The organism is Bartonella chomelii (assembly GCF_014138465.1).
GTDB lineage: Bacteria > Pseudomonadota > Alphaproteobacteria > Rhizobiales > Rhizobiaceae > Bartonella > Bartonella schoenbuchensis.
In genome coordinates, this window is record NZ_JACJIR010000001.1 from 371,791 (window position 1) to 396,687 (window position 24,897).

Consider the following 24,897-nt stretch of genomic DNA (forward strand, 5'->3'; position numbering starts at 1 on the left):
CGATTATGTAACTCTGAGCAGAAAGGCAAGGACCATGATCGAAAAACAAAACACTATTAGCTTAAAAAACCGCAGAATTATTAAAGTTATAGGTGAAGAAGCAACACGTTTCCTACAGACCCTGATTACAACAGATGTTGAAAAAATCAACTCACAAGAACTCTTTCCTGGTGCTCTTTTATCGCCACAAGGAAAAGTTATCGCTGATTTTCTAATCGGTAAAATAGACCAAGGTTATATGATTGATATCGCTGCACCTTTAGCTAATACCTTTCAACAACGCCTTACCCTTTATAAATTACATACAAAAGTTGAAATTATACAGCAATTACAAAAAGTTATTACAGTTTCTTGGCAAAATGAAATAAATATTTGTGATTTTGATTCAAGTTTTATTGATAAGCGATTTCCACAAAAGGAAAAAATGGTACGTGTCTATGGGAAAATACCGTTTCTTGCTCCAGAACATAATGATAATTGGAACCGAATGCGTATCCGCTATGCAATTGCAGAAAGTGGGCAAGACTATGAAATAGGTAAAGTCTTCCCTCATGATATTAATTACGATCAAATCCGTGGATTATCATTCAATAAAGGTTGTTACATCGGACAGGAAGTTGTTTCACGAATGCACCACCGCAAAGCAGCTCGTCGCCGTTTTTTGATAGTAAAAGGTCAGCATAAATTAATACCAGGATCCACCATTCAAGCAGGCACTAAAATACTTGGTGAATTAGGAACATGTGTAGAAAATGAAGCATTAGCTTTAATGCGTATTGACCATGTTAAAGATGTTATGGACAAACATATTCCATTTACAATAGAAAATCTTCCTGTAACAATAAGTATTGCTGAAAATATGGACTTCAGCTTTCCTGAAAGTAGCGTGGAAACTAACTAATGGCTAAAGCTGAATTATCACAAGATGGAACAGCACGTGCTTGGCAAAGAATGCTTTCTGGTCGGCGGCTTGATTTACTTAATCCTTCTCCTCTTGATATCGAAATTGAAGATATCGCACACGGCCTTTCTCGTGTTGCACGTTGGAACGGCCAAACACACGGTGAACATACATATTCTGTCGCGCAACATTCACTTTTAGTGGAACAAATATTTCAGATACTCTTTCCACAATCCCACAATGACGAATGTCTTTTAGCTCTTCTCCATGATGCATCAGAATATGTTATTGGTGATATGATTTCACCTTTTAAAGCTGTTATAGGAAAACAGTATCAGCTTGTCGAAAAACGCATACAAGATACCATCTGCATACGCTTTTCTTTACCTGTTAATCCACCTCACAAACTATTAAAAAAAATCAAACAAGCTGATCGTATTGCTGCTTTCTACGAAGCTATCACTCTTGCTGGCTTTAGTACAAAAGAAGCCATGCGTTATTTTGGTTCTCCAAATAATGTTTTACCCGATAAACTTAATTTGCAGCCCTATTCCACACAACAAATTGAAAATGCCTTTTTAACCCGCTTTCGTGATATAGATAGTCAAAGATAATATTCATATCTTTTAGTCACTTGTCTTTTGTTTTTACGGGAATAAAACGCAAAGTATCTTAGCTTATAGCCTCACCAGTTGGATAAATATTAAATATCTTACGCAAGTTTTTATTACATATTATCTTATTATAGTCATACCTTGTTTGAATATGGTTTATAAATAGAACAGAATTTGTTTTCCTTCTTATTTCTATTAACTTATAGATTACCTAATCCATAATCTTTGTTTTTTCTATTATCTGTAGTTTACCCTTACAAAATAAATATCATTGATTCTCAATGCCTTGCTACAAATACTTTAAGATATACAAAAAGATTTCAGGGTCTCATTAATCAATGAGATATAAACAGAATAGTCATATGAAAAATAGTTCAAATTTAGTGTAAGCAAAACACACTTAAGAAAATTTCTTTTATCTTACGCTGCATATAACTAATATATTTTATAGGGTTTTCTCTTAAACTTAATTTTATTTGGGCTTATAAATTTCTGAATCAGATGGAAAAGCACGTGACTTAACATCATTCGCATAATTTTTAATTGCTGTATCCATTGCTTGCTCAAAATCACCATAACGACGTACAAATTTAGGTACCCAAGCCCCGTAACCTAACATATCTTCCATCACTAAGATTTGCCCATCACACTGATTGGATGCACCAATACCAATAGTAGGAATAGAAAGATTTTTTGTGATCTTCACTGCTAAGGGTTCTACTACCCCCTCTAATACAACAGCAAAAGCACCTGCCTCTTCAACCGCTGTTGCGTCAGCCTCAATCTTTAACCGATCATTTTCAGTGCGCCCTTGCACCTTAAAACTACCAAAACGATTTACCGCTTGTGGTGTAAGACCAACATGCCCCATAACTGGGATACCCCGCTGGCATAAAAAATCAATTGTTTTAGCCATATAAATGCCACCTTCAAGCTTGACTGCACCACACCCTGTTTCTGCAATAATCCGTGATGCATTCTCAAAAGCCTGCTGTGGACTTTTCTCATAAGAACCAAAAGGCATATCAACAACTACAAGCGCTTTTTGAGAACCACGTACGACCGCTTGTCCGTGTAAAACCATCATATCCATAGTAACAGGCAGTGTTGTATCAAAACCATGCACAACCATACCAACGCTATCACCAACCAAAAGAAAATCACAATATGGATCAGCAATCCGCGCGCTATAAGCCTGGTAGGCTGTTAGAGCAATAATTGGTTCTTGTCCCTTTTTCGACCGTATTTCAGAAGAAGAAACACGCTTTATAGCTTTATGTGAATCCATTTTTAGTTTCCATACGTAAAATACACTAATTAATAAGTCTAACTTCACTAAAATTAAGAGTCAGCAATAAAACTGCAAAAATACATAAAAAAGCCTTTTTATATGTGATTTCAGCATCAAATACGCTTTTATAGAATTTTTTAAAGTCCAATTAATGCTTATAAACCTCTGTATCAGCTGGAAAAGCACGTGACTTAACATCATTTGCATAATTTTTGACTGCTGTACCCACTACTTCCTCAAAAGAACCATACCGACGTACAAATTTAGGCATCCAACTACCATAACCTAACCAAGTATTATAGCCTAACATATCCTCCATTACCAAAATCTGCCCATCACACTGATTGGACGCACCAACACCAATAGTAGGAATAGAGAGCTTTTCTGTAAGCCTTATTGCTAATGGCTCTACTACCGCTTCCACCATAACAGCAAAAGCTCCTGCTTCTTCAACTGCCAATGCATCAGCTTCAATCTGGAGCCAACTCTTCTCATCGCGCCCTTGTACCTTAAACCCCTCTAAACGAACTGCATGTGGCATGAGACCAATATGACATATAACTGGAATACCACGTTTGTGCAAAAACCTAACCGTTTCAGCCATATGAACACCACCTTCAAGTTTGACTGCACCACACCCTGTTTCTGCAATAATCCGTGACGCATTTCTAAAAGCCTGTTGTGGACTTTCTTCATAAGAACCAAAAGGCATATCAACAACCACAAGCGCTCTTTGAGAACCACGCATAACGGCTTTTCCGTACAAAATCATCATATCTACATCAACAGGTAATGTTGTATCAAACCCATGCACAATCATAGCAACGCTGTCGCTCACTAAAAGAAAGTCGCAATATGGGTCAGCAATTCGAGCACTATAAGCCTGGTAAACCATTAAAGAAACGATTGGCTCTTGACCCTTTTTGGAGCGTATTTCAGAAGCAGTAATACGATTTATAGTTTTATATGAAGTCATTGTTGTATTTCCTATTGTAAAATATATTGATCAATAAGCCTAACCTCACCAAAGCGGACGCATAGTAATAAAACAGCAGGTTTATTCAGTTTTCCTCTAAACATGCACAAAGTTTCTATGTCTCTTAAATCTATTGACTCAATGATAGCACGCGGTTCTTGTTGCAAAATATCACGGGCAATTTTGCACAATTTATTAACTGATCGTTCGCCTTGGCTATAAAGCCTTACAACAGCCTCACCGCTTTCAGGAATAATTTTTGCAGCTTTGCGATCTTCTAATGTTAAAAGCTGATTGCGTGAAGAGCTGGCTACACCATCTGCATCACGTAAAATAGGTACACCAACAATTTCAACAGGAAAAGCTAAGTCCTTAACCATACGACGAATAATGAGAAGCTGTTGAAAATCTTTTTCCCCAAAAAAAGCCTTATCTGGCTGCACAATATTAAAAAGCTTAGCAACAACACTGGTTACACCACAAAAATGCCCTGGGCGTAATTTTCCTATTAAAACACGTGATAATTTTTCTACCCTCACAACTGTCTCATTTTCCAGTGGCCACATTTCTTCTGTAGAAGGTGCAAAAACATATTCAACACCCGTTTTTTTCAACAAAGCACAATCACCCGCAAGATCTCTTGGATACATATCAAAATCTTCATCAGGTCCAAATTGCTTTGGATTAACAAAAATAGAAACTAACACTCGATCACACATTACTTTTGCCTGTTGCACCAAAGCAATATGACCACTATGCAATGCTCCCATAGTTGGAACAAAACCAATCGATAATCCTAAACGTTGCTCCTTTGCGATACATTGCCGTACTTCAGCAATTGTTTTTAAGATTTGCATATTTAAATTATACCTATTTTATAAAATCAGTAAATTGACTCTTTCACACAAAATCGCCGTTCAAATAAGTTCATTAAATTAACGCGAACAGACGGTTGTTGTATCCTTCTTGGCTCCCAAACATGGCGTGTTAAAAAAAAATTTGTTAAAGCAAACCCATTTCTCATATCATTAAAATCAATAGGACGACTGGATCTTTGTATAAGAAACTGCGGTAGAGGTAAAAGTTTATCTCTCCAAAGGTACCCTGCTTCCTCACTCACAGCACGTCCTGATTTTGGCGACACATAATGAAGGTTTTCCTGACAACCTGTTACAACACAACAAGATAAATCAAGACCAAATCCAAGTTCTTTAAGAAGCCGCATTTCAAAACGTATAAGTAATTCAGCGATAACAAACCATTCATCAAAATTCTGCATAAAAATATGCAACATATCATATAAAATAGGGTGAGGATCACGTTCGGGAAGAAGGCGTAAATGAGAAGCCATCAACTGCAAAGTATAAAGCGCTTCTGGTATGAGCATTAATCGTGAAGCATGTAAATCAAGCGCTTCAAGCTTAAATAACCCCAAATGCTCATCCAAACGTGCCCACCATTCAGCCTCAACAAAATTTCCAGGTTGAAGAAGAGCCGCCATACTACGAGAACGCCCCCCCTTTACCATTCCCATATAGCGACCATGCTGACGTGTCATAATTTCAAGAATAACGCTCGTTTCACCATGCTGACGTGTACCAAGGATGATAGCCTGTTCTTTCCATCTCATTTTATTTTAAAAAATCTAATCCCATTTCTTGGTAGCGCTCTGGATTAGTACTCCAATTATCACGCACTTTCACAAAAAGAAAAAGGTGAACTTTTTGTTCCATGATTTCCATTAATTCCTTACGTGCTGCTTGACCAATCGCTTTAATTGTATCACCTCCCGCTCCTAAAACAATTTTTTTCTGACTATCACGCTCTACATAGATAACCTGATTAATTTTAACTGATCCATCTGGACGTTCCTCCCAATTTTCTGTTTCAACTGTAGAGGAATAAGGAATTTCTTCATGGAGACGAAGAAAAAGTTTTTCACGCGTAATTTCAGCAGCAAGTTGACGCATAGGCATATCCGAAACTTGATCTTCTGAATAGTACCATGGCCCCTCTTGCATCATTGTACTTAGATAATGAAGTAAATCCTTACAACCCGAACCATTTAAAGCTGAAATCATAAATGTTTGCAAAAACTTCATTCGTTCATTAATTTTAGCGGTTAATGCTAAAAGAGATGTTCTTGCAACTGTATCAATCTTATTAAGAACAAGAATTTTATCCTGTTTAATATTTTCTAGAACATTCAACATTGCATCAACTTCGTCTGAAAGACCATTTTGAACATCAATTAAAATTAACAGGATATCAGCACCTCTAGCACCGCCCCAAGCAGCAGAAACCATAGCATGCTCTAACCGCTTATGAGGACGAAAAACACCTGGGGTATCAATGAGAACAATTTGAGTATTCTCATAAATAACAATACCACGTACCAAAGTTCGTGTTGTTTGCACCTTATGGGTTACAATTGAAACTTTTGTTCCAACCAACTGATTAACTAATGTCGACTTACCAGCATTGGGCACCCCAATGAGCGCAACAAAACCACAGCGTGTTTTGATAACATCATTCATGATCACTTTTCTCTATTGATTGCCATACACCTTCACGTCGTAAAATTTTTTCAGCAGCTACTCTTTCAGCATGTCGTTTAGAACTGCCTTGCCCAATCTCAGGTGCAAAACCAAAAACTTTTACTTCAACCATAAAAATGGGATCATGATCTGGTCCATAGCGCTTTACAACCCGATATTGCGGCTGCGCACCATCTTGTGTATGAGCCCATTCTTGCAACTCTGTTTTGGCATCACGCCTACCGGCATCCATCTTCCTTGCACGATCTTGCCAATATTTTCGGATGAAAGACCGTACACACTCCAACTCCCCATCAAGGTACATTACAGCAATTAACGCTTCAATGACATCAGCATACATATTAGCTACCCGACGATTCTCTAAGTTTTTCATTTCAAAACCAACATGAATCATATCAGGCAAACCCATTTCTAGTGCAATCTCAGCGCATGTTTGCGTATTCACTAAGCCATTTAAACGTACCGATAATTCACCTTCACTAGCGTGTGGAAAAAATTGATACAACATCTCCGCAACCAAAAGCCCAAGAACGCGATCACCTAGAAATTCCAACCGCTCATAATTACCTTCCGCCAACCCTTGAACACTAGAATGTGTCAATGCTCTTTTTAATCTATCTTCATTCTTAAAGCGATGCCCCGTCAGCTTTTCAAGCTGATCAATGATGTGACGCTTCATCATTAGACCCTACTTAGTCAGTGGAAAATAGTGAATAGTATTAACAAAAGAAAACAAACGTGCCCAGCGCACATCAAACGGCCAGCGCCAAATCTGCCATGCACTTGAACCATTACTTATAGAGAAAAAGATTAAATTTGCTCGACCAATAAGATTTTCTTCTGGAACATAACCTACACCCAAACGGCTATCATCTGAATTATGACGGTTATCACCCATCATAAAATAATGCCCTGGAGGAACCTCAAAAACTTTTGTATTATCAACCTGTGGAAAAAAACCTAAATCAAGCGTATTGTAACTTACACCATTAGACAGTGTCTCACGATAAACATCCACAGGGCGGTTGAGCTCTGTTACGTCAGCATCATCAATCTGCCCCATTAATTGGCGTGAAACAGCTTTATCATTAATATAAAGAACGCCTTGACGAACCTGAACATAATCACCCGGTAATCCAACGACGCGTTTAATATAATCAACACTTGGATTGCTAGGTAAACGAAATACTACAACATCCCCTCGTTTAGGTTGAGATGCCCAAATACGTCCTGAAAAAACAGGAGGAGAAAAAGGAAGGGAAAAACGAGAATATCCATATGCATATTTGGAAACAAAAAGATAATCCCCCACAAGTAAAGTAGGACGCATAGAACCAGAAGGAATTGTAAAGGGTTGAAAAAAAAGCGTGCGAATAAGAGCAGCCAAAAATAGAGCCTGAATGAGAACAGAAATCAATTCAAAGACTCCACCTTTCTCTTTCTTTTTTTGTACTTTTTCTTTTTGACTCATCATACACTGCCTTCTCATTACAAATAAAATTCATTTTTCATCATAATGCTCAAATAACAAAAGCACAATCTCTTCCCCTGTCTATCCACGTGGAAGTGCTTCTATAATAACAACTGCCTGCGCCCAAGGAAAATCATCTGTTATACTGAGATGAATGAAAGCATTATGGTGAGGAGGTAATAACTTTTGTAATTGCAACTGCGCGCAATTTGTTAATTGCATAGTCGGTTTTCCCGACGGTAAATTAACGACCTCCATGTCTTTCCAGCTAACACCACAGGCAATACCTGTCCCTAAAGCTTTAGCACATGCCTCTTTAGCGGCAAATCTTTTAGCATAAGAAAAAGAACCTTTTTGGACATTTTCAGATTTGGCCTGTTCAACATCTGTAAAAATGCGTTGGATAAAATAGTCACCATAACGAACCAGCATTTTCTCAATTCGCCTTATATCAACTATATCACTGCCAAGACCTATAATCATAAAACATTACTTGAATTTTCTTGCCGCAAATGTACTCTTTGCATCATCTTCTGATATCTTCTTTGCTGGAAACGACCCATTGCCTTGTAAACACCTATATAAGACAAACCTCCAAAGACAAAACCTAAAAGAATGCCACCCAAAATCATTGGTAGCATAATAGAATCCCACGTATTCCCAAAAATTATCCATACCTTCGAAAACGTCAAGTTACTAAATATAGTACGAATTTGGGAAAGAGAAATTTTACCCACATTTCCAAAAAGTGATAAAAATAGATAACCTATCTTATAATCAATCATAACAATAGGCAAAAATGTTAGCGGATTCGAAAAAACGGTCCCAATAATTGCTGCAGTAAAATTACCGCGTAAAATCCAAGAAAAAAATAGTGCCAAAATAATATGCAATCCAAAGAAGGGTGAGCAAGCTGAAAAAATGCCAATAGCTAACCCCAACGCTACTTTATGTGGCGTTTCTGATATGCGCAAAATACGCTTGCGCATATAACAAAATGAGCGACGCGACCAAAACCAAAGCCGAATACGCTCTCCAAAATCTACTAATTTTCGATGATGAAAAAGCATAAGATACTCATACACATACTATTTGTACAAAACAATCTTTGTTATTCAAATTAATTTCAATGAAGTTTTTGCACAAAACAGAGCATATTTTAAAATGGTTAGATATTGCGACTTCCTGGCTTAATTGCAGGAAGACAAGCAAGCTCAGGAGGTAGTGCATCAGCAGCATAAGATGCCACTTCATATTCTGCAAGCGTAATTAACGGAACTCCAACATCAACTTTACCACCAGAACGATCAAGGATACATGCACTTGCCACAACATTAGCTTTCACTTTAATTAAAGCTTCAATCGTCTCACGAATAGAAAGACCAGTTGTCACAATATCTTCGATAATTACAACTCTTGCCCCTTTTTCGATTTCAAAACGACGCAGCTGAAATATGCCATTTTCACGCTCTACCCAAATAGAAGGTACACCAAGGTGACGTGAAGTTTCATAAGAAGGAATAAGACCACCAATTGCAGGACCAACTACATAATCAATTTTTCCTTCAACACGCTCCCTAATTTTTTGAGCTAACCCACAGCATAGTTTTTCGGTTAGATCAGCATGCATGAATACTTTCGCCTTCTGCATATAAGTAGCACTATGGCGACCTGATGTTAAAATAAAATGCCCTTCTAGAATCGCATCTGCCTGTTTAAAAATATCAATTACATCTTGTGTATTCATTGCAAAATCTCGTGTTTTTATCCGTGCACCCGACTCACCGCACTAACTGAGCCTGTTTCTTTTAACTGAGAAAGAATACGATTCAAGTGTTTTAGATCCCAAACCTCTAAATCAAGCACAATTTCCGTGAAATCTGAAGCCATACGGATCAAAGATAAATTTTGAATATTGGCATCATTTGCAAAAATAACCTGAGTTACTTTAGCCAAAGAACCAGGACTATTAACAGCCCAAATATTTATCCGAGCAGGAAAACGTTCGCTTGTTTCGGTATCAACATCCCAGCATACATCAATCCATCGTTCTGGCTGATCATCATAAGCCATTAAAGCTGAAGATTGTATTGGATAAATAACAATACCTGCACCCGGCTGCATAATACCAACAATTCGATCCCCTGGTACAGCTCCTTCAGGAGAAAATCGTATTGGAATATCTCCACTAATTCCTCGAATAGGTAATGCTTTGTATTGATCTTTCTTTTCTGAAGTTCCTTCCTTTTCATTTTCAAGCATTTTAAAGACCATGCTTTGAGAAGTCTCAATATTAAACCGACCCTTTTCCTCAGATTTTAAAAATGACTGGTGCACTCCATTGTGTTTTTGATAATCTGGATAAATTGCTTTAACCACATCAACATAAGACAATTCACCACGCCCAACAGCTGTTAATACATCTTCCACATCTTTGCGTGCCAAACGCGGTAGAACTTGTTTAAGCATATCCTTTGAAAAAGGTTTTCCCACACATTCAAACGAACGTTCAAGAATATTATAACCTAAACCTGAATATTGCTTACGCACTGCTGCACGTGTTGCTCGGCGAATTGCGGAACGTGCCTTCCCCGTTACAACAAAAGATTCCCACGCTACCGGTGGAACTTGATCTTGTGAACGTATAATATCAACCTCATCACCATTTTTTAATTTGGTCATTAAAGGCATAATACGACCATTGATTTTCACCCCCACACAAGAATCACCAATATCTGTATGAACTGCATAAGCAAAATCAATAGGTGTGGCACCTTTTGGAAAGGCAATTAGCCGCCCTTTTGGTGTAAAGCAGAAAACCTGATCTTGAAAAAGTTCAAGCTTTGTATGTTCTAAAAACTCTTCCGGATTATCTCCATCTGATAAAGATTGAATTGTTTGACGCAACAACGCATAAGCATTGGTTTCTCTCGACAATTTCGAGACTGAATAATTAGAACCATAATCTTTATAAATGGAATGTGCTGCAACACCATATTCAGCAATTGTATTCATTGCATTGGTTCTAATTTGCAATTCAACACGCTGCCTTGAAGGCCCCACAATTGTCGTATGAATTGAACGATACTCATTTTGTTTAGGTATAGAAATATAATCCTTAAAACGACCAGGTACCATTGGCCATGTAGTATGGATAATACCAAGAGCACGGTAACAATCATCCACCGTTTCAACAATCACACGAAATCCAAAAATATCAGACAATTGCTCAAAAGATAATGCCTTGCTTTCCATTTTGCGAAAAATTGAATAAGATTTTTTCCGACGGCTTTTAACATCAACTTTAATACCATGCTGAGAAAAAAGTCTTGTCAATTCGTTTTCGATTGTAGAAAGTAAATCCTGATTACACTTCGACAATTCAGAAATTCTGTCAGTAATAATACGGTAACCTTCTGGATTTAAATAAAAGAAAGAAAGATCTTCTAATTCTTCACGCATATCCTGCATACCCATACGGCCAGCAAGCGGTGCATAAATATCCATCGTCTCCTCAGCAATCCACCGACGTTTATCATCACGCATAACACCAAGAGTGCGCATATTATGAAGACGATCTGCAAGTTTGACCAAAAGAATACGGATATCATCAGAAATAGCAATAAGAAGCTTACGAAGATTTTCTGCCTGTATGGCCTTTTTCGAGACAAAATCAAGCTTATTAAGCTTTGTTAGCCCTTCAACTAACTTACCAATTTCAGGTCCAAAAAGCTGATCAATTTCTGTTCGTGTAGCGCTTGTATCTTCAATTGTATCATGCAAAAGAGCAACCGCAATTGTTGCTTCATCTAAACGCATATCCGTTAAAATAATAGCAACTTCCAAAGGATGAGAAAAATAAAGATCACCCGAAGCACGCTTTTGATGCCCATGCTTTTCCATTGCATAAACGTAGGCTTTATTCAATAAAGCCTCATTTACATCAGGCTTATAACGTCGCACCCGCTCAATAAGCTCATGCTGACGCATCATATAGACATATCCTCAGAAATTTCATAATTTAAATATTATTGAATATTCTATCAATAAAAGGTCTCAAAATAAAATATACACTCTTAAATAAAGTATATATAATATTCTCTCAATAAACTACAAAATTAATAATCGTCGTTTTTCTCGGGTACAACTAAACCTTCAATACCTGCTAAAAGCCCCTCTTCCGATATACAGTCAAATGAACAATTTTCTTCTTCCTGTGATGTACCAAAAGCACTTTCAGATTCACTTGAGTGAGAAATAAATTCATTAACCGTTTCCGGCTCATCCACTTCTACATGCTTCTGCAATGAATGAATAAGATCTTCTTTTAAATCTGCAGGTGATAAGGTTTCATCTGCTATTTCACGTAGAGCTACAACTGGATTTTTATCATTATCACGATCAACTGTAATCTGCGCACCTTGTGAAATCTGGCGTGCTCGATGCCCGGCTAAAAGCACCAATTCAAAACGATTATCAACTTTATCAATACAATCTTCGACCGTTACGCGGGCCATTTACGCCCCTTTCTTAAAGTTCAAAACCCAATATTTAATTTAGAGTATATACAATAATCAAAACAAAAAACAAGAAAAACAATGCAAACTTTAGCATTTTTTTGCAGAAATTTCTTGATAACATAATTGTATAAAAAGAACACAATCAGCTAAGTTTAAATGACTAATAGCATTCTTTAAAAAAATAAATGGAATGATATTGGTTTCAAATGCAACAATAACCCTCCCCATTAATAGAGTGAGTTTCTTTCAGATTCCAAAGTTTTAAAACTATATAATCATTCAAATTTCTTAAAAATCTTTTGAATTACAACGCTGTAATGTATTATTTATAACCGTATTAATCTAAAATAAAAGCTTTGAATTTATTTAACATTATGCCAATCAATACTTTAACCATCAAACAAATCATTAATTTATTTACAAAAGTAATATCTGCCGTATACCCAATAAAATAATTCAAAAATTTTTTTATCAAGATGACGAATGCCTACGACCATGAATAGTCAATTAACAACATTTTGCCCAGAACCACCGCAAAATTGCGACTTATGCCCTCGTTTACACGACTTTATCTCTGGCTGGCGTATGAAAGAACCCCATTGGCACAATGCACCTGTGAGCCCATTCTTCCCCTCTAAAGGTGCTGCAACAACACGCCTTCTTATTGTCGGACTTGCACCTGGATTGCGTGGAGCAAACCGAACTGGACGCCCTTTCACTGGTGATTACGCTGGTCTACTGCTCTATTCTACTTTAAAAAAATTTGGTTTTGCCCAAGGAACTTTCGAAGAAAGACCTGATGATAGTCTTGAACTGATTGATGCAGCAATTGTTAACTCAGTTCGTTGTGTACCCCCAGAAAATAAACCTACCAGCACAGAAATTAATACTTGCCGATATTTTTTCGCACCTCTTTTAACAAATCTTCCTCAACTCAAAGCCGTTATTACCCTTGGTGCCATTGCTCATCATTCAACCATACGTGCTTTAAATGCAAAAGTCCCAGAACATCCTTTCGGTCACGGAGCAATAAACAATATTGGTAGATTACGCATCTTCTCAAGCTATCACTGTTCCCGCTATAATACTAATACCAACCGTTTGACAGATGCTATGTTTCATCAAATCTTTCAAACAGCGAAAACATATTTAGATCAATGCTGAAATTCCTTTAGTATTATTATAAAAAAGAAAATACAAACCAACCAAACTATCCGTACTTTTTCAACAATCTTGCTTTTTCACGTCCCCAATCACGTTTTTTTTCTGTTTCACGTTTATCATGAAGTTTTTTACCCCGCGCTACAGCAATCTCTAACTTCACACACCCTTTTTCATTAAAATAAAGTTGAAGTGGAACAATGGTCATCCCTTCACGAGAAACTGCATTAAAAAAACGTGCCATTTCACGTTTTGAAAGCAATAACTTACGTAAACGACGTGGTTCATGATTAAAACGATTAGCTTGCGTATATTCAGGAATATAGGCATTGATCAACCATAACTCTCCATTTTCAAAGCTAGCATAACTTTCAGAAATATTAGCATTATTGGAACGTAAAGATTTAACTTCAGTTCCATGAAGCACAAGCCCAGCTTCAAGATTATCCAAAATTTCAAAATTAAAACGAGCTTTACGATTATGAGCAATTACTGTACGCACTAGTGCATTTTTTTTTCTGTTCATGGTTATTTCAATACCATTTTATTATTGGATGAGACCAGCATGTTGTAAAGCCGCATCGATAATTCTTTTTGTAGTATCTTCTAATGGAACAATCGGCAAACGAACAGTATCACGACAAAGTCCTAATTTTGCAGCAGCATATTTAATACCTGCTGGATTTGGTTCAATAAACACTCCATAATTTAGAGGCATCAAACGATCATTTAATTCTAATGCCATCTTATAATCACCACGACGACAAGCAGCTTGAAGTTGTGCACAAAGTTTTGGAGCCACATTGGATGAAACTGAAATACACCCCACGCCACCATGTGCATTAAAACCTAATGCTGTACTATCATCACCAGAAAGCTGCACAAAATCCCTGCCACACTCTTTGCGTTGTTGACTTACCCGTTCAATGTCTCCTGTTGCATCCTTGACACCAATAATATTGTTAAAATCCTGATATAGATTTTTCATGGTTTCTACACTCATATCAACAATAGAACGCCCAGGAATATTATAAATCACAATCGGAATAGAAATAGCTTTCGCAATAGCTGCAAAGTGAGCATATAACCCTCTTTGATTAGGTTTATTATAATAAGGGGTTACAACCAAAACTGCATCAGCACCTGCTTTTTCTGCATGTTGGGCAAGTTCCACAGCCTCATCTGTACTATTCGACCCTGCCCCTGCAACAACAGGAATACGCTTAGCAACCTGCTCAACACATAACTCTACAACTCGCTTATGTTCTTCATGGCTTAAAGTTGGTGACTCACCCGTTGTTCCAACAGGGATCACACCATTAATACCCTGTATAACCTGCCATTCGACAAAATTGCAAAATGCTTTTTCATCGACATCACCATTTTCATCAAATGGTGTGATAAGTGCAGTCAACGCTCCCTCGAGCATGATAAACTCCTCGCAATTTAAGTTTTACTTAAAAACAATTGTCTTTTAAACTACTCATTATAGAGCATAGTCCTGCTCTATTCTTTAAACAAGAAGAATTCCATAAATGCTTTTACAACGTTAATATATTACTTTTTTCAATTTAGAATATTTCTTAAAAATACTATAATCCGTTAACGTGTCTTTCACGCTTTTTGTTTTAAAGTTTATAAAATGCTTAAAAGAGCAAGATTTTAAGATTTTTCGATGCGTGTATTTTCTGTCCATCTTTTCATGCCAATTTTTATTACATTAATATTGGCAATTTTGTGCTCAAATGCGTTTTCTCAAACAGTTTTGCCACCGAAAAAAATACCAATCCCTTCAGCTCGACCTTACCCATTTGTAATAACAGAAAAACCTAAAAACCAACTTAAATCGACTAACAATACAATTAACAACAATCTTACGACTAACGATATCATTTCAGTCAATCAACTTAAATTAGGTTTAGATGCCCTTTCAAATAAAAATATTGCAAAAACGATAGCTCTTCGTAACGCAATGGCGAAAAATAGCCTTGACCGCCATATTTTAACATGGGCAATCAACACATCAAATCATACTGGCATACCCAGCTCTGAACTATTTAATGCAATTAATGAATTAAAAGGGTGGCCTGGCATATCCATTATGAAACGTAATGCTGAACGTGCTTTTATCAATGAAACTAATTCTTCACAAATAATCATTCAAAAATTTGCACACACACATCCCCTTACCGTACAAGGTATGGCTGCACTTGCTAAAGCGCTTATAGCAACTGGGAAAACCACCCGTGCACGACAAATTATTGCACCATGGTGGTATAAAGCACAACTTAGTGCAAAAGAAGAAGAGCTCATCCTTAAAAACGCAAGCACTGCACTAAAACCTATTGACCATCTAAAACGCATGCAGATTATGCTGTATGAAAACCGCATTGATTCAGCTGGGCGAATCGCAACGCTAGCTCGTGCCCAATCTCTTTTTAACGCGTTTGCTGCAGTTGCAAACAATGACCCTAGAGCTGCACAAAAATTACAAGCTGTTGATCGATCTTGGAAACAAGATCCTCTTTTACAATTTACTCATATTCGCTATCTTAGACGAACTGGACAATACAGTGCTGCTGCAACACTCATGATGAAAGCACCCCGAGATGCAGCAAGCCTTATTAACCCTGATGCATGGTGGATAGAACGGCGCACTATTTCCCGCGAAATGCTCGACTTAAACAAACCTAAAATTGCTTACCAACTGGTTGCAACTTACACCGGTTTAACACCTTCATCAGCAGCTGATGCTGAATTTCATGCAGGATGGTATGCATTAAGATTTCTTCATGATCCTAAATTGGCAATGCACCATTTTACACGTATTCCTCAGTTATCTTCTCATCATTTTTTAAAATCCCGCGGTTATTATTGGATGGGACGAACAGCAGAAATCTTAGGTGATCATGAAAATGCTCGGCATTATTTTCATCGTGCTGCCCGTTTTAATATAACTTATTATGGTCAATTAGCAGCTTCACGACTTAATCAAAAAAAGCTTAGCATTTCCTTCCCTAAACCAACAACGGCTGAACGGCAACGTTTTAGCACACGAAAAGCTGTAAAAATTATTCAACGACTTGAAGCTGCCGAGTATGCTAATCTTGCTAATATTTTTTATAGAGAACTTAGTAAAGAAATAGAGAGCCCTGGCGAATTAGCCCTTCTGGCCGTTATGGCAGAAAAAAAGGGCGACTATCATACCAGTCTTAAAATAGGTAAAACTGCTGTTTTTCAAGGTAAAAATGTTGGTGCACTATCCCACCCTATCGGTGCCATTTCACCATCTGCTAACATTTCTGCAACAGAAAAAGCTCTCGTCTATGCTATTGCACGCCAAGAAAGCGAATTTAACCCAACAGCTACATCAAAAGCAGGAGCCCAAGGTATGCTCCAATTATTACCAACAACAGCAAAAGAACTTGCAGATAAATATTCGATTGCATGGTCACCGCAAAAATTTAGAAACGATCCTAGTTATAACACTACATTAGGTGCCCATTTTCTAAGTGAACAGTTGGAACGTTTTAATGGATCTTATATATTAACTTGTATCGGTTATAATGCAGGACCGCGTCGTGCAAATGAGTGGATAGCACGTTATGGCGACCCTAGAGGACAACCTCTCGATAAAGTTGTCGATTGGGTTGAGCGGATCCCTTATCCAGAAACACGTAACTATGTAATGCGCGTTATGGAAAATTATGTAGTTTACAAAACACGTTTTCATGGAACAACAGATATTAAAACACACCTTGTTACTGGACAATAAAGATTATAAATTTAATTCATTTAAAGAAAAGTTTTTCAGCTACTATTTATTTCATAAATTACAATGCCATACTAATTTTGAAAATATACATATAAAAGCTGATTCAAAAGCCCAATATAACAAAATCTATTTGTTTTGAATGAACACCAATGCACTTTAATCTAATCTTTTTTGTACAAGATATGTTCTATTCACGGATAAAACTGTGTAAAATCAGTTAAATATTAAAGATATTCTAATAATTTTATTCTCTTTTGAAAGCGGTGGAGGAGGAAGAATACCAACACGCTGAAGTGCTGCCATAGCTAATCGATCAAGTTCCTGATCATTAGAAGAAAGTGCAATACGGCTTGCAAAAATATTCCCCTGCTTATGCACTTTAAATTCTAATTGCACTACCCCTTTTGCATGAGTAGTACGGTGCCTTATAACATAATTTTTTTGCCTTTCTAATTGTGCTTGTACCTTTGCCAACCACTGCATAGATAATGCATCATCAAGCTTTGTATAATTATCCTTACTAACCGCAAACGAGTGTACTGATTTTGCATCACTTTGTTTTGCTGCAATTTTTGACACTGATAATGCTTTTTTGACAAGCGCTTTATGTGCCATTTTAGAAGTCTGAGATTCTTTCAAAGTTTTTTCTACTATAAAATCATTTTTTTCTATAACAGGTTGGAGTTCTTGCAAAGATTGTATCTCTTCTGAAAATTGAGATTCCATCGATTGAACCTCATTGAGTGCTGGCTCTGATATCTTTTGTTCTTGCTCTAAAACACTAGACTGCAACATTTCCAAATCCGTATTAGTATTAATAATATTAGGGTGTGAAATTTCCTGTGCAAAAGTCAGCATAATTGCCGGTGGAAATACATTATCGCTCACATTAATATTTTGAAAATAAAACTGTATCCCCAATGCAGCATGTAAAGAAAGAGCACTCATAAACGCCCCTATCCAAAGGATTGATAACCGCCTAGTATTTGTAAAATTCATAATCTCCATCCATTAGTATTCCACATTAAATTAGCACCAAACTGTATTAAAACTGATCCTTTTTAAATTACAACTTTTTTCTTGACGCTTTTTATCATGTTTAATATATTACTTTTACTTCATATTGGGATCATTAGGGCTCGGTTAACTAATCTTTGTGGTTGGGGAACGGGGTTTTTGTGGTGTAAAATATTTTAAAGTTACGGGGCATTTAAGAGAAATTAAAAAAATTTTTAATGGTGTCTTATGCAAATAAAACCAAAAAGTATTTATAAAAGCTGTATAGCTTTAAGCGCATTATCAATCTGGGTACCCTCTTTCGTTTTTGCACAAAATAACAATATCATTTTTTCACAAAACAGCAATTCGAACACCGTAATTGAGCTCAACCCAATTGTGATTGAAAAAAGGCAACCGATAAATCCTCTGGATACAGTAACAGTTTTAACTGACCGTGAAACTGCTCGAGATATTGAACAAAAACAAATAAATGATATTCACGATATTGGGCGTCTTAATCCAGCTATAACTTATAATTCAAATAATGATAGTTTTGTAATTCGTGGTTTAAGTGCCAATCGCGTTCTCGTGACAATGGATGGCATTCCCCTTCCGTGGCTTAATGATGGAGTACGCGGTGTTAAGGGTGGGAGTTCAATGTTTGACCTTAACGCCCTTTCTACACTTGATATCATTCGAGGGTCAGATTCTAGCCGTTATGGCTCTGGAGCACTGAGTGGAATTGTTGCTTTACGTACTCTTGATCCTGAAGATCTTCTCACAGAAGAAAAAAATTGGGGTAGTCTTACAAAAGGCAGTTATAATTCTGCTGATAGTAGCTGGCATATAGATGAAGCTTTTGCAGTACGATTTTACCAAACCTTTCTACTGTTCCAAGGATCTCGTGTAGGAGGTCATGAACGCAAAAATATGGGAACTGTAGATACTTATGGAAGTGAACGTACACGTGCAAATCCTGCTGATTTTGACCAAAATAATCTGCTTTTTAAAATGCATCAATATTTTAATAGCGATCATAAGGTTGGTTTTACAGCAGAACGTTTTTCTTACAATAAAGACACTCATTCATTAAATGCTTCCTCCACAATATATTCTCCAGGCTCAGTTTATGATAAGAATAATAAATATCGTGAGCGTTTTTCGATTTCCTATGATTATAGTGGTAATGGAGATGCTGTTTTTGATGCATTTCATGGACAACTTCATTGGCAGAAACTATCAAATAACCAGGTTTTAAAAGGGCATCGTATCAAACAGCCACAAGGGAACTATTTAAGAGATAACCTTATACGTAATATTAACTATGGCTTTAATGCCGATAGTCTCAAAAAAATTGATATAGGTGCTATCAGTCATACACTGAAATTTTCTACTGACATCTTTGCATCCAAACTTCATCAATATGCGTCGGGTCAAGATAATTGTCACTTGAGAGAGAATGCGCGTGGATGTGCTTTTTTACATACCAATCAATCTGATACACCAGATACTCATAGTCATGGTTTTAGTTTAGCTTTTGAAGATGCAATCGGTTTTTCTAATAACCATGTTCGCGTTATACCTGGAATCCGCTACGACTGGTATAAACACGTCCCGCAAAAAACACCTTCTTATAAAAAAACAATCATTTTTAAAGAACAGCTTACAGCAAATGGCGGTTCGCATTTTTCTCCCAAATTGCGTATAGAATGGGATGCTAATGATCAAGTGACATTTTATGGCCAGTGGGCACAAGCTTTTCGTGCACCAAGTGTTTCCGAACTTTACCTCACCTATATCAATCCCTCTTTTTATTATATGGCTGGCAACCCCAATCTTAAGCCAGAAATCAGCAATGGGTATGATATTGGCATAAAATACGGAAATATAAATTTTGATGGTTCTATCAGCGTCTTCACCAATCAATATAAAAACTTTATTGATATTATAGATAAAGGACCATCACGAGAATTTATGTTAGCGCGCAGGCATTACATAAATCGTGCTCATGTCCGTATCTCTGGTATTGAGGCTAAAACATATTTAGCTCTTAATCAAAATTTCCATAGTAATTTTTCCTTTGCATACGCACAAGGAAAAGATCTTGATAAAAATGAATATCTCAACTCAATCCCAGCTTTAAAAGCTGTTATAGGATTTGGGTATGCACAAGAGACTTGGGGAGCTGATATTATGCTTACTTTAGCCGCTAAACGTGATAAGGTAGAAAAGAATTCCGATTATGCAAAAACTCCAAGTTATAATTTAGTTGATGTGTTGGGGTGGTGGGAACCTTTTGGTGAAAAAGGCCCTATTATAAGAGTAGGTGTTTATAACCTTTTCAATAAAAAATATTGGAATGCAACTGATCTTCCTTCTGCTTCACCTAGGGGTGCACCACCACTACCTAAAGACTATTTCAGTCAGCCAGGTCGTAACTTTAAGGTATCGCTTGTGCAAAAATTTTAACTATCTTTATTAGAAATTTCAAAAATCATATTAAAAAGGAGAAATATTGCGCTTTACTCTCTTTTTTCCTTAAACAAAAAATTGAGATAAGTGCTTTTAATGTTTCTAATTTACCTGGTTTTGGTTGTTCTATTATCGATAATAAAGATTTGTTTGATGGTAAGCTGAACTATTGCAAAGTTATAGTTCAGCTTATCGTTTTAAAATTATAAAATATGGGAAGTCTACTTCAAATAAATAATTCAAGGAAAATTTATGTCTTACACAGCTGAAGAAATTATTAGACTGCGAGAAAAAAAAGAAATGCGTAATCGTGATTTTGCTACTTCAATTGGCATATCTGAAGCAGAGCTTATTGCTGCTTATTGCACTACTGAAAAAGCAAAAAAATTAAATGCTGATGTGACTACTCTCCTTAAAAATGCTCCCAAAATTGGAACAGTTATGGTATTAACGCGTAATGAATATGCTGTTCACGAAAAAATAGGATGTTTTGAAAAAATCGTGCAAAACCAACATGTTCCTATAACGCTTGGTGAAATCGATTTGCGTATCTTTCCAAAACAATGGAAATTCGGTTTTGAATATGAAATGGTGGTTTTGGGAAAACCCACTAAAAGTTTGCAATTTTTTGATCAGTACGGTGTTGCTATCTTCAAAATCTATTCTAAAGATACAACAAATATGGAGGAATGGAATACACTTGTTAAAAAACTGCTCAGTAAAGATCAGTTACCTAATCTTGAAATTCAGCCCTCTCCTACCCTCATACAACATGATATAGCAGATATAAATGTTGAAAAATTCCGCGATCGTTGGCGACAAATGACTGATGTACATCAACTCCATGAAATTATTTCAGAATTTAAAATCAATCGACATGATGCTGTAAAATATGCTGGTAATGAATTTGCTGATGAATTAAGCGTAGAATCTCTTGAAATGATGCTAAACAAAAGCGCACAACAAGAAATACCAATTATGTGTTTTGTCGGCAATAAAGGGTGCATTCAAATTTTCAGTGGACAAATTAAAAATATTAAACAAATAGGCCCTTGGCTCAATATTCTTGATAAAAAATTTAACCTTCATATGCTTGTTTCTGGTATTGATAAAATATGGCGTGTTCGTAAACCTACTCGCGATGGTTATGTCAGTTCACTAGAAGTTTTTGATAAAAATGGTGAGATGATTGTTCAATTTTTTGGCCTAAGAAAAGAGGGCCAAAAAGAACGTGAAGATTGGCGTTCTTTATTGAATGATTTGCCTCCTATACTAGAAAACAACAATTACTTAAAAAAGGTAAGGTAAGAAATGTCCACACTTCTTTTGCGCAGATTATCGAGCCTTATTTTTATTTCCATTTTGTTTTATTTTACCTCTTTTTCTCACCAAGCAATCGCTGAAATTACAACCAGTTTTCCTAAAAATGCACGAATTGTTTCGATTGGTGGATCTCTCACAGAAATTGTCTATGCATTAGGAGCTCAAAATCAGCTTGTTGCTCGCGACAGTACGAGTATATACCCCCAAGAAGCACTCAAACTTCCTGAACTTGGATATATGCGAGCCCTTTCACCCGAAGGAGTTTTATCGCTCACCCCAGAAGGTATATTGCTGATTGAAGGAAGTGGCCCTCCCTTAACAATTGACATTCTCAAAAAAACGTCAATACCGTTAGTGATTGTGCCAGAAAATTTTTCTCGTGAAAATGTAATAGAAAAAATTCACCTTGTTGGCAAAGCACTTCACCGAGAAACACAAGCAGCTGCATTAATTAAAAAGATAAACCGTAGCTTCATGGATAATGATATGCTTTTGGCAAAAGTAACTAAACCAAAACGCGTTCTTGTTATTTTTTCAATGCAAAACGGGCGTATCATGGTATCTGGAACAAATACAGCTGCCGATAGTATGATAAAACTTTCAGGTGGTATTAACGCCATCTCTAGTTATAAAGGATATAAACCTTTAAATAATGAGGCCTTATTAAAATCAAATCCCGATGTTATCTTGCTTATGACACATCCCAAAAATTCATCCCAAATTGATCAAATTTTAGCTATACCAGCAATTCAAGCTACACCCGCAGCACAAAATCATGCTATTAAACAAATAGATGCTATGTATTTTTTAAGTTTTGGTCCACGTACTGCAGAGGCATCAAAAGAACTGATTAATCTGCTTTATAGTGAGAATTAAAATGGTAAGAGCTAATAAAAATGATCAATAGCATCTCAACAGCACAAGTAACTGAAATTAAAAAAGAAAAGCATGCAATTCGAGGGAAAATTGCATTATTAAGTTTAATAATATTTCTTATTTTTAGCATTTTAGTAGGGTTATTAAACGGTGCGTCAAATGTTTCTTTTATTAATCTTATTCATGCGATTCTTACACAAGATTTTTCAGTAAGCAGTAAAACCCATGATTATCTTGTGCTTATTGATATAAGACTCCCCCGTATCATCTTGGGTTTATTAGTTGGTTCAGCTTTAGCGGTTTCTGGTGTTCTTATGCAGGGAATTTTCCGTAATCCCCTTGCTGATCCTGGAATTGTAGGTGTATCAGCAGGTGCAAGTCTTGGTGCTGTTTTAGCAATTGTTGTAGGTGTTACTTTTCCGCCTCTATTCCCGCCTTTTTTAGAATCTTATAAAGTCATTATAAGTGCTTTTTTGGGCGGACTTTTATCAACAATTACTCTCTATGCAATTGCAACACGTCATAATTGTACTTCTATTGCAACAATGCTCCTTGCGGGAATTGCTCTTAGCGCTTTAAATAGTGCTATTGTGGGAGCTTTAATCTTTATCGCAAACGACCAGCAATTGCGTGATATTACCTTTTGGAACCTTGGATCCCTTGCAGGTGCAACATGGTTAAAAGTTGGGTTTATTATACCTTTTGTTGGAATTGGTCTCTTTTTTTCTCCATTCTTGTCACGCGCACTAAATGCTTTGTCTCTTGGAGAAGCTGTTGCCAGTCATATTGGTTTTCATATTCAAAAAGTTAAAAATATTTCTATTATACTTGTTGCTCTTATGTGCGGTGGTGCAGTTGCTGTCAGCGGTGGCATTAGTTTTATTGGCATTATAGTCCCACATATTTTACGCCTGCTTATTGGGCCTGATCATCGCTATCTTATTCCTTGTTCTACTCTTTTAGGAGCAGCTCTGCTTATTTCTGCTGATACATTTGCGCGCTTTATTATTGCCCCTGCAGAATTACCAATCGGGATTGTTACAGCACTCTTTGGAGCACCCTTCTTTCTTTGGATTCTCATATATCAACGGGGGATAAATGTTTTATGATTGAGGCAATTAATCTTTGCATTCAACGCAGAAAAACATACATTATTGATCACATTAATCTTCAAATTAAAAGTGGTATTTTCACTGTCATTATTGGTCCAAATGGATCTGGAAAAAGTACTTTCATTAAAGCATTGAGTGGAGAGATTCCCTACAGAGGAAAAATGACATTGAATGGTCATGATATTACCAAGACAAAAACTTGTAAAATGGCAATGATGCGTGCAGTTCTACCGCAATCAACAACACTAGCTTTTCCATTCTTAGTTCATGAGGTGGTAAAACTCGGCCTTTCTATTCACCAACGTGATATAACAAAAACAGAATTGAAAATTTTGCCTAAAAAAGCTCTAGAACGTGTTGGTTTAGCTAACTATAGTGACCGGTATTATCATGAATTATCAGGTGGAGAACAAGCTAGAGTACAACTTGCCCGTGTACTTTGCCAAGTATGGACACCTGTTTATAATAAAATCCCTCGTTGGCTAATACTAGATGAACCTATTGCCAACCTTGATATCCAACATCAGCTCATTGTTATGAATATTGCTCAAAATTTTGCTCGTTGTGGTGGTGGTGTTATTGCTGTCCTGCATGATCTTAATTTGGCTGCCTGCTATGCAGATAAAATGATATTGTTCAGTCAGGGAAAAATTTATTGCGAAGGAAATGCTTCCTCCGTTTTAACGACGCAAAATTTGCGCGATGTTTATCACTGTTCTTTAAGCGTTTCTACATTACCTAAAGCAGATATCCCTTTTATATTACCACAGACAGCAACTTACTTATAAACATGAAATAGTGTATTTTTCTGATATATTCTATAAATAGAAAAATTAAAGCACAAATCC

Annotated in this window: 24 protein-coding genes; 9 read left to right on the forward strand and 15 right to left on the reverse strand. The window is 36.6% G+C overall.

Annotated features, from left to right (window positions below; all coding sequences use genetic code 11):
* Window positions 1–34: 34 nt before the first annotated feature.
* Window positions 35–901, forward strand: a complete 867-nt coding sequence (gene ygfZ / locus GGR10_RS01590) for a CAF17-like 4Fe-4S cluster assembly/insertion protein YgfZ (protein WP_182479600.1) — start codon at window positions 35–37, stop codon at window positions 899–901.
* Window positions 901–1,515: a YfbR-like 5'-deoxynucleotidase gene (locus tag GGR10_RS01595; RefSeq protein WP_182479601.1), complete on the forward strand. Its 615-nt coding sequence runs from the start codon at window positions 901–903 to the stop codon at window positions 1,513–1,515. The genes ygfZ and GGR10_RS01595 overlap by 1 nt, the downstream gene beginning before the upstream one ends.
* 472 nt (window positions 1,516–1,987) lie before the next feature.
* On the opposite strand, the gene panB (GGR10_RS01600) is transcribed toward GGR10_RS01595, so the two are convergent.
* The 12 genes from panB (GGR10_RS01600) to rpoZ form a co-directional block, all read right to left on the reverse strand.
* Entirely contained in the window at window positions 1,988–2,803 is an 816-nt protein-coding gene (gene panB, locus GGR10_RS01600) for a 3-methyl-2-oxobutanoate hydroxymethyltransferase (RefSeq protein ID WP_182479602.1), read from the reverse strand.
* Window positions 2,804–2,954: 151 nt separating this feature from the next.
* Window positions 2,955–3,782 carry a 3-methyl-2-oxobutanoate hydroxymethyltransferase gene (panB, locus tag GGR10_RS01605; RefSeq protein WP_182479603.1) on the reverse strand — a complete coding sequence of 276 codons (828 nt, stop codon included), beginning with the start codon at window positions 3,780–3,782 and terminating at the stop codon, window positions 2,955–2,957.
* Between the two features lie 11 nt (window positions 3,783–3,793).
* Window positions 3,794–4,639 (reverse strand): pantoate--beta-alanine ligase, encoded by an 846-nt coding sequence (panC, locus tag GGR10_RS01610; RefSeq protein ID WP_182479604.1) that lies wholly within the window; start codon window positions 4,637–4,639, stop codon window positions 3,794–3,796.
* Between the two features lie 26 nt (window positions 4,640–4,665).
* A complete protein-coding gene (gene recO / locus GGR10_RS01615; protein WP_182479605.1) occupies window positions 4,666–5,412 on the reverse strand; it encodes a DNA repair protein RecO in 747 nt (248 codons plus the stop codon).
* Between the two features lies 1 nt (window position 5,413).
* Window positions 5,414–6,319 (reverse strand): GTPase Era, encoded by a 906-nt coding sequence (era, locus tag GGR10_RS01620; RefSeq protein WP_078689562.1) that lies wholly within the window; start codon window positions 6,317–6,319, stop codon window positions 5,414–5,416.
* A complete protein-coding gene (gene rnc / locus GGR10_RS01625; RefSeq protein WP_034990062.1) occupies window positions 6,312–7,019 on the reverse strand; it encodes a ribonuclease III in 708 nt (235 codons plus the stop codon). The genes era and rnc overlap by 8 nt, the downstream gene beginning before the upstream one ends.
* A gap of 9 nt (window positions 7,020–7,028) precedes the next feature.
* Window positions 7,029–7,811, reverse strand: coding sequence for a signal peptidase I (gene lepB / locus GGR10_RS01630; RefSeq protein ID WP_182479748.1), 783 nt, complete (start codon window positions 7,809–7,811; stop codon window positions 7,029–7,031).
* 81 nt (window positions 7,812–7,892) lie between these two features.
* Window positions 7,893–8,294: a holo-ACP synthase gene (gene acpS / locus GGR10_RS01635; RefSeq protein WP_182479606.1), complete on the reverse strand. Its 402-nt coding sequence runs from the start codon at window positions 8,292–8,294 to the stop codon at window positions 7,893–7,895.
* Window positions 8,291–8,881 carry a DUF2062 domain-containing protein gene (locus GGR10_RS01640; RefSeq protein ID WP_182479607.1) on the reverse strand — a complete coding sequence of 197 codons (591 nt, stop codon included), beginning with the start codon at window positions 8,879–8,881 and terminating at the stop codon, window positions 8,291–8,293. Before GGR10_RS01640 ends, acpS begins: the two co-directional genes overlap by 4 nt.
* A 98-nt stretch (window positions 8,882–8,979) precedes the next feature.
* Window positions 8,980–9,558 carry an orotate phosphoribosyltransferase gene (gene pyrE, locus GGR10_RS01645; protein WP_182479608.1) on the reverse strand — a complete coding sequence of 193 codons (579 nt, stop codon included), beginning with the start codon at window positions 9,556–9,558 and terminating at the stop codon, window positions 8,980–8,982.
* A 17-nt stretch (window positions 9,559–9,575) separates the two neighbouring features.
* Window positions 9,576–11,804, reverse strand: coding sequence for a RelA/SpoT family protein (locus tag GGR10_RS01650; RefSeq protein WP_182479609.1), 2,229 nt, complete (start codon window positions 11,802–11,804; stop codon window positions 9,576–9,578).
* Window positions 11,805–11,929: 125 nt separating this feature from the next.
* Window positions 11,930–12,328: a DNA-directed RNA polymerase subunit omega gene (rpoZ, locus tag GGR10_RS01655; protein ID WP_182479610.1), complete on the reverse strand. Its 399-nt coding sequence runs from the start codon at window positions 12,326–12,328 to the stop codon at window positions 11,930–11,932.
* Between the two features lie 498 nt (window positions 12,329–12,826).
* Between rpoZ and GGR10_RS01660 the strand changes: the two genes are divergently transcribed.
* Complete coding sequence (locus GGR10_RS01660; protein WP_078689556.1) at window positions 12,827–13,495, forward strand: uracil-DNA glycosylase; 669 nt, start codon at window positions 12,827–12,829, stop codon at window positions 13,493–13,495.
* Between the two features lie 46 nt (window positions 13,496–13,541).
* Here the strand turns inward: GGR10_RS01660 and smpB are convergent, their stop codons facing one another.
* Window positions 13,542–14,018 (reverse strand): SsrA-binding protein SmpB, encoded by a 477-nt coding sequence (smpB, locus tag GGR10_RS01665; RefSeq protein ID WP_182479611.1) that lies wholly within the window; start codon window positions 14,016–14,018, stop codon window positions 13,542–13,544.
* Window positions 14,019–14,039: 21 nt separating this feature from the next.
* Window positions 14,040–14,921 carry a 4-hydroxy-tetrahydrodipicolinate synthase gene (gene dapA, locus GGR10_RS01670; RefSeq protein ID WP_182479612.1) on the reverse strand — a complete coding sequence of 294 codons (882 nt, stop codon included), beginning with the start codon at window positions 14,919–14,921 and terminating at the stop codon, window positions 14,040–14,042.
* Window positions 14,922–15,167: 246 nt separating this feature from the next.
* Here dapA and GGR10_RS01675 point away from each other — a divergent pair, with 246 nt between their 5' ends.
* Complete coding sequence (locus GGR10_RS01675) at window positions 15,168–17,267, forward strand: lytic transglycosylase domain-containing protein (protein ID WP_182479613.1); 2,100 nt, start codon at window positions 15,168–15,170, stop codon at window positions 17,265–17,267.
* Window positions 17,268–17,480: 213 nt separating this feature from the next.
* On the opposite strand, the gene GGR10_RS01680 is transcribed toward GGR10_RS01675, so the two are convergent.
* Window positions 17,481–18,266, reverse strand: a complete 786-nt coding sequence (locus GGR10_RS01680) for an energy transducer TonB family protein (RefSeq protein WP_182479614.1) — start codon at window positions 18,264–18,266, stop codon at window positions 17,481–17,483.
* Between the two features lie 246 nt (window positions 18,267–18,512).
* Here GGR10_RS01680 and GGR10_RS01685 point away from each other — a divergent pair, with 246 nt between their 5' ends.
* The 5 genes from GGR10_RS01685 (at window position 18,513) to GGR10_RS01705 (ending at window position 24,837) form a co-directional block, all read left to right on the forward strand.
* Window positions 18,513–20,735 (forward strand): TonB-dependent hemoglobin/transferrin/lactoferrin family receptor, encoded by a 2,223-nt coding sequence (locus tag GGR10_RS01685; protein ID WP_182479615.1) that lies wholly within the window; start codon window positions 18,513–18,515, stop codon window positions 20,733–20,735.
* 255 nt (window positions 20,736–20,990) lie between these two features.
* Window positions 20,991–22,046, forward strand: a complete 1,056-nt coding sequence (locus tag GGR10_RS01690; protein WP_182479616.1) for a hemin-degrading factor — start codon at window positions 20,991–20,993, stop codon at window positions 22,044–22,046.
* 3 nt (window positions 22,047–22,049) lie between these two features.
* A complete protein-coding gene (locus GGR10_RS01695; RefSeq protein WP_182479617.1) occupies window positions 22,050–22,937 on the forward strand; it encodes a heme/hemin ABC transporter substrate-binding protein in 888 nt (295 codons plus the stop codon).
* 20 nt (window positions 22,938–22,957) lie between these two features.
* Window positions 22,958–24,046, forward strand: coding sequence for a FecCD family ABC transporter permease (locus GGR10_RS01700; protein WP_182479618.1), 1,089 nt, complete (start codon window positions 22,958–22,960; stop codon window positions 24,044–24,046).
* On the forward strand, window positions 24,043–24,837 hold the full coding sequence (locus GGR10_RS01705) for a heme ABC transporter ATP-binding protein (protein WP_182479619.1): 795 nt from the start codon (window positions 24,043–24,045) through the stop codon (window positions 24,835–24,837). Before GGR10_RS01700 ends, GGR10_RS01705 begins: the two co-directional genes overlap by 4 nt.
* Window positions 24,838–24,897 lie beyond the last annotated feature (60 nt).

Coding starts and splice junctions, on each gene's coding strand:
- ygfZ (WP_182479600.1), top strand. CDS start 35: ATGATCGAAAAACAAAACACTATTAGCTTAAAAAACCGCAGAATTATT.
- GGR10_RS01595 (WP_182479601.1), top strand. CDS start 901: ATGGCTAAAGCTGAATTATCACAAGATGGAACAGCACGTGCTTGGCAA.
- panB (WP_182479602.1), bottom strand. CDS start 2,803: ATGGATTCACATAAAGCTATAAAGCGTGTTTCTTCTTCTGAAATACGG.
- panB (WP_182479603.1), bottom strand. CDS start 3,782: ATGACTTCATATAAAACTATAAATCGTATTACTGCTTCTGAAATACGC.
- panC (WP_182479604.1), bottom strand. CDS start 4,639: ATGCAAATCTTAAAAACAATTGCTGAAGTACGGCAATGTATCGCAAAG.
- recO (WP_182479605.1), bottom strand. CDS start 5,412: ATGAGATGGAAAGAACAGGCTATCATCCTTGGTACACGTCAGCATGGT.
- era (WP_078689562.1), bottom strand. CDS start 6,319: ATGAATGATGTTATCAAAACACGCTGTGGTTTTGTTGCGCTCATTGGG.
- rnc (WP_034990062.1), bottom strand. CDS start 7,019: ATGAAGCGTCACATCATTGATCAGCTTGAAAAGCTGACGGGGCATCGC.
- lepB (WP_182479748.1), bottom strand. CDS start 7,811: ATGAGTCAAAAAGAAAAAGTACAAAAAAAGAAAGAGAAAGGTGGAGTC.
- acpS (WP_182479606.1), bottom strand. CDS start 8,294: ATGATTATAGGTCTTGGCAGTGATATAGTTGATATAAGGCGAATTGAG.
- GGR10_RS01640 (WP_182479607.1), bottom strand. CDS start 8,881: ATGCTTTTTCATCATCGAAAATTAGTAGATTTTGGAGAGCGTATTCGG.
- pyrE (WP_182479608.1), bottom strand. CDS start 9,558: ATGAATACACAAGATGTAATTGATATTTTTAAACAGGCAGATGCGATT.
- GGR10_RS01650 (WP_182479609.1), bottom strand. CDS start 11,804: ATGATGCGTCAGCATGAGCTTATTGAGCGGGTGCGACGTTATAAGCCT.
- rpoZ (WP_182479610.1), bottom strand. CDS start 12,328: ATGGCCCGCGTAACGGTCGAAGATTGTATTGATAAAGTTGATAATCGT.
- GGR10_RS01660 (WP_078689556.1), top strand. CDS start 12,827: ATGAATAGTCAATTAACAACATTTTGCCCAGAACCACCGCAAAATTGC.
- smpB (WP_182479611.1), bottom strand. CDS start 14,018: ATGAACAGAAAAAAAAATGCACTAGTGCGTACAGTAATTGCTCATAAT.
- dapA (WP_182479612.1), bottom strand. CDS start 14,921: ATGCTCGAGGGAGCGTTGACTGCACTTATCACACCATTTGATGAAAAT.
- GGR10_RS01675 (WP_182479613.1), top strand. CDS start 15,168: ATGCGTGTATTTTCTGTCCATCTTTTCATGCCAATTTTTATTACATTA.
- GGR10_RS01680 (WP_182479614.1), bottom strand. CDS start 18,266: ATGAATTTTACAAATACTAGGCGGTTATCAATCCTTTGGATAGGGGCG.
- GGR10_RS01685 (WP_182479615.1), top strand. CDS start 18,513: ATGCAAATAAAACCAAAAAGTATTTATAAAAGCTGTATAGCTTTAAGC.
- GGR10_RS01690 (WP_182479616.1), top strand. CDS start 20,991: ATGTCTTACACAGCTGAAGAAATTATTAGACTGCGAGAAAAAAAAGAA.
- GGR10_RS01695 (WP_182479617.1), top strand. CDS start 22,050: ATGTCCACACTTCTTTTGCGCAGATTATCGAGCCTTATTTTTATTTCC.
- GGR10_RS01700 (WP_182479618.1), top strand. CDS start 22,958: ATGATCAATAGCATCTCAACAGCACAAGTAACTGAAATTAAAAAAGAA.
- GGR10_RS01705 (WP_182479619.1), top strand. CDS start 24,043: ATGATTGAGGCAATTAATCTTTGCATTCAACGCAGAAAAACATACATT.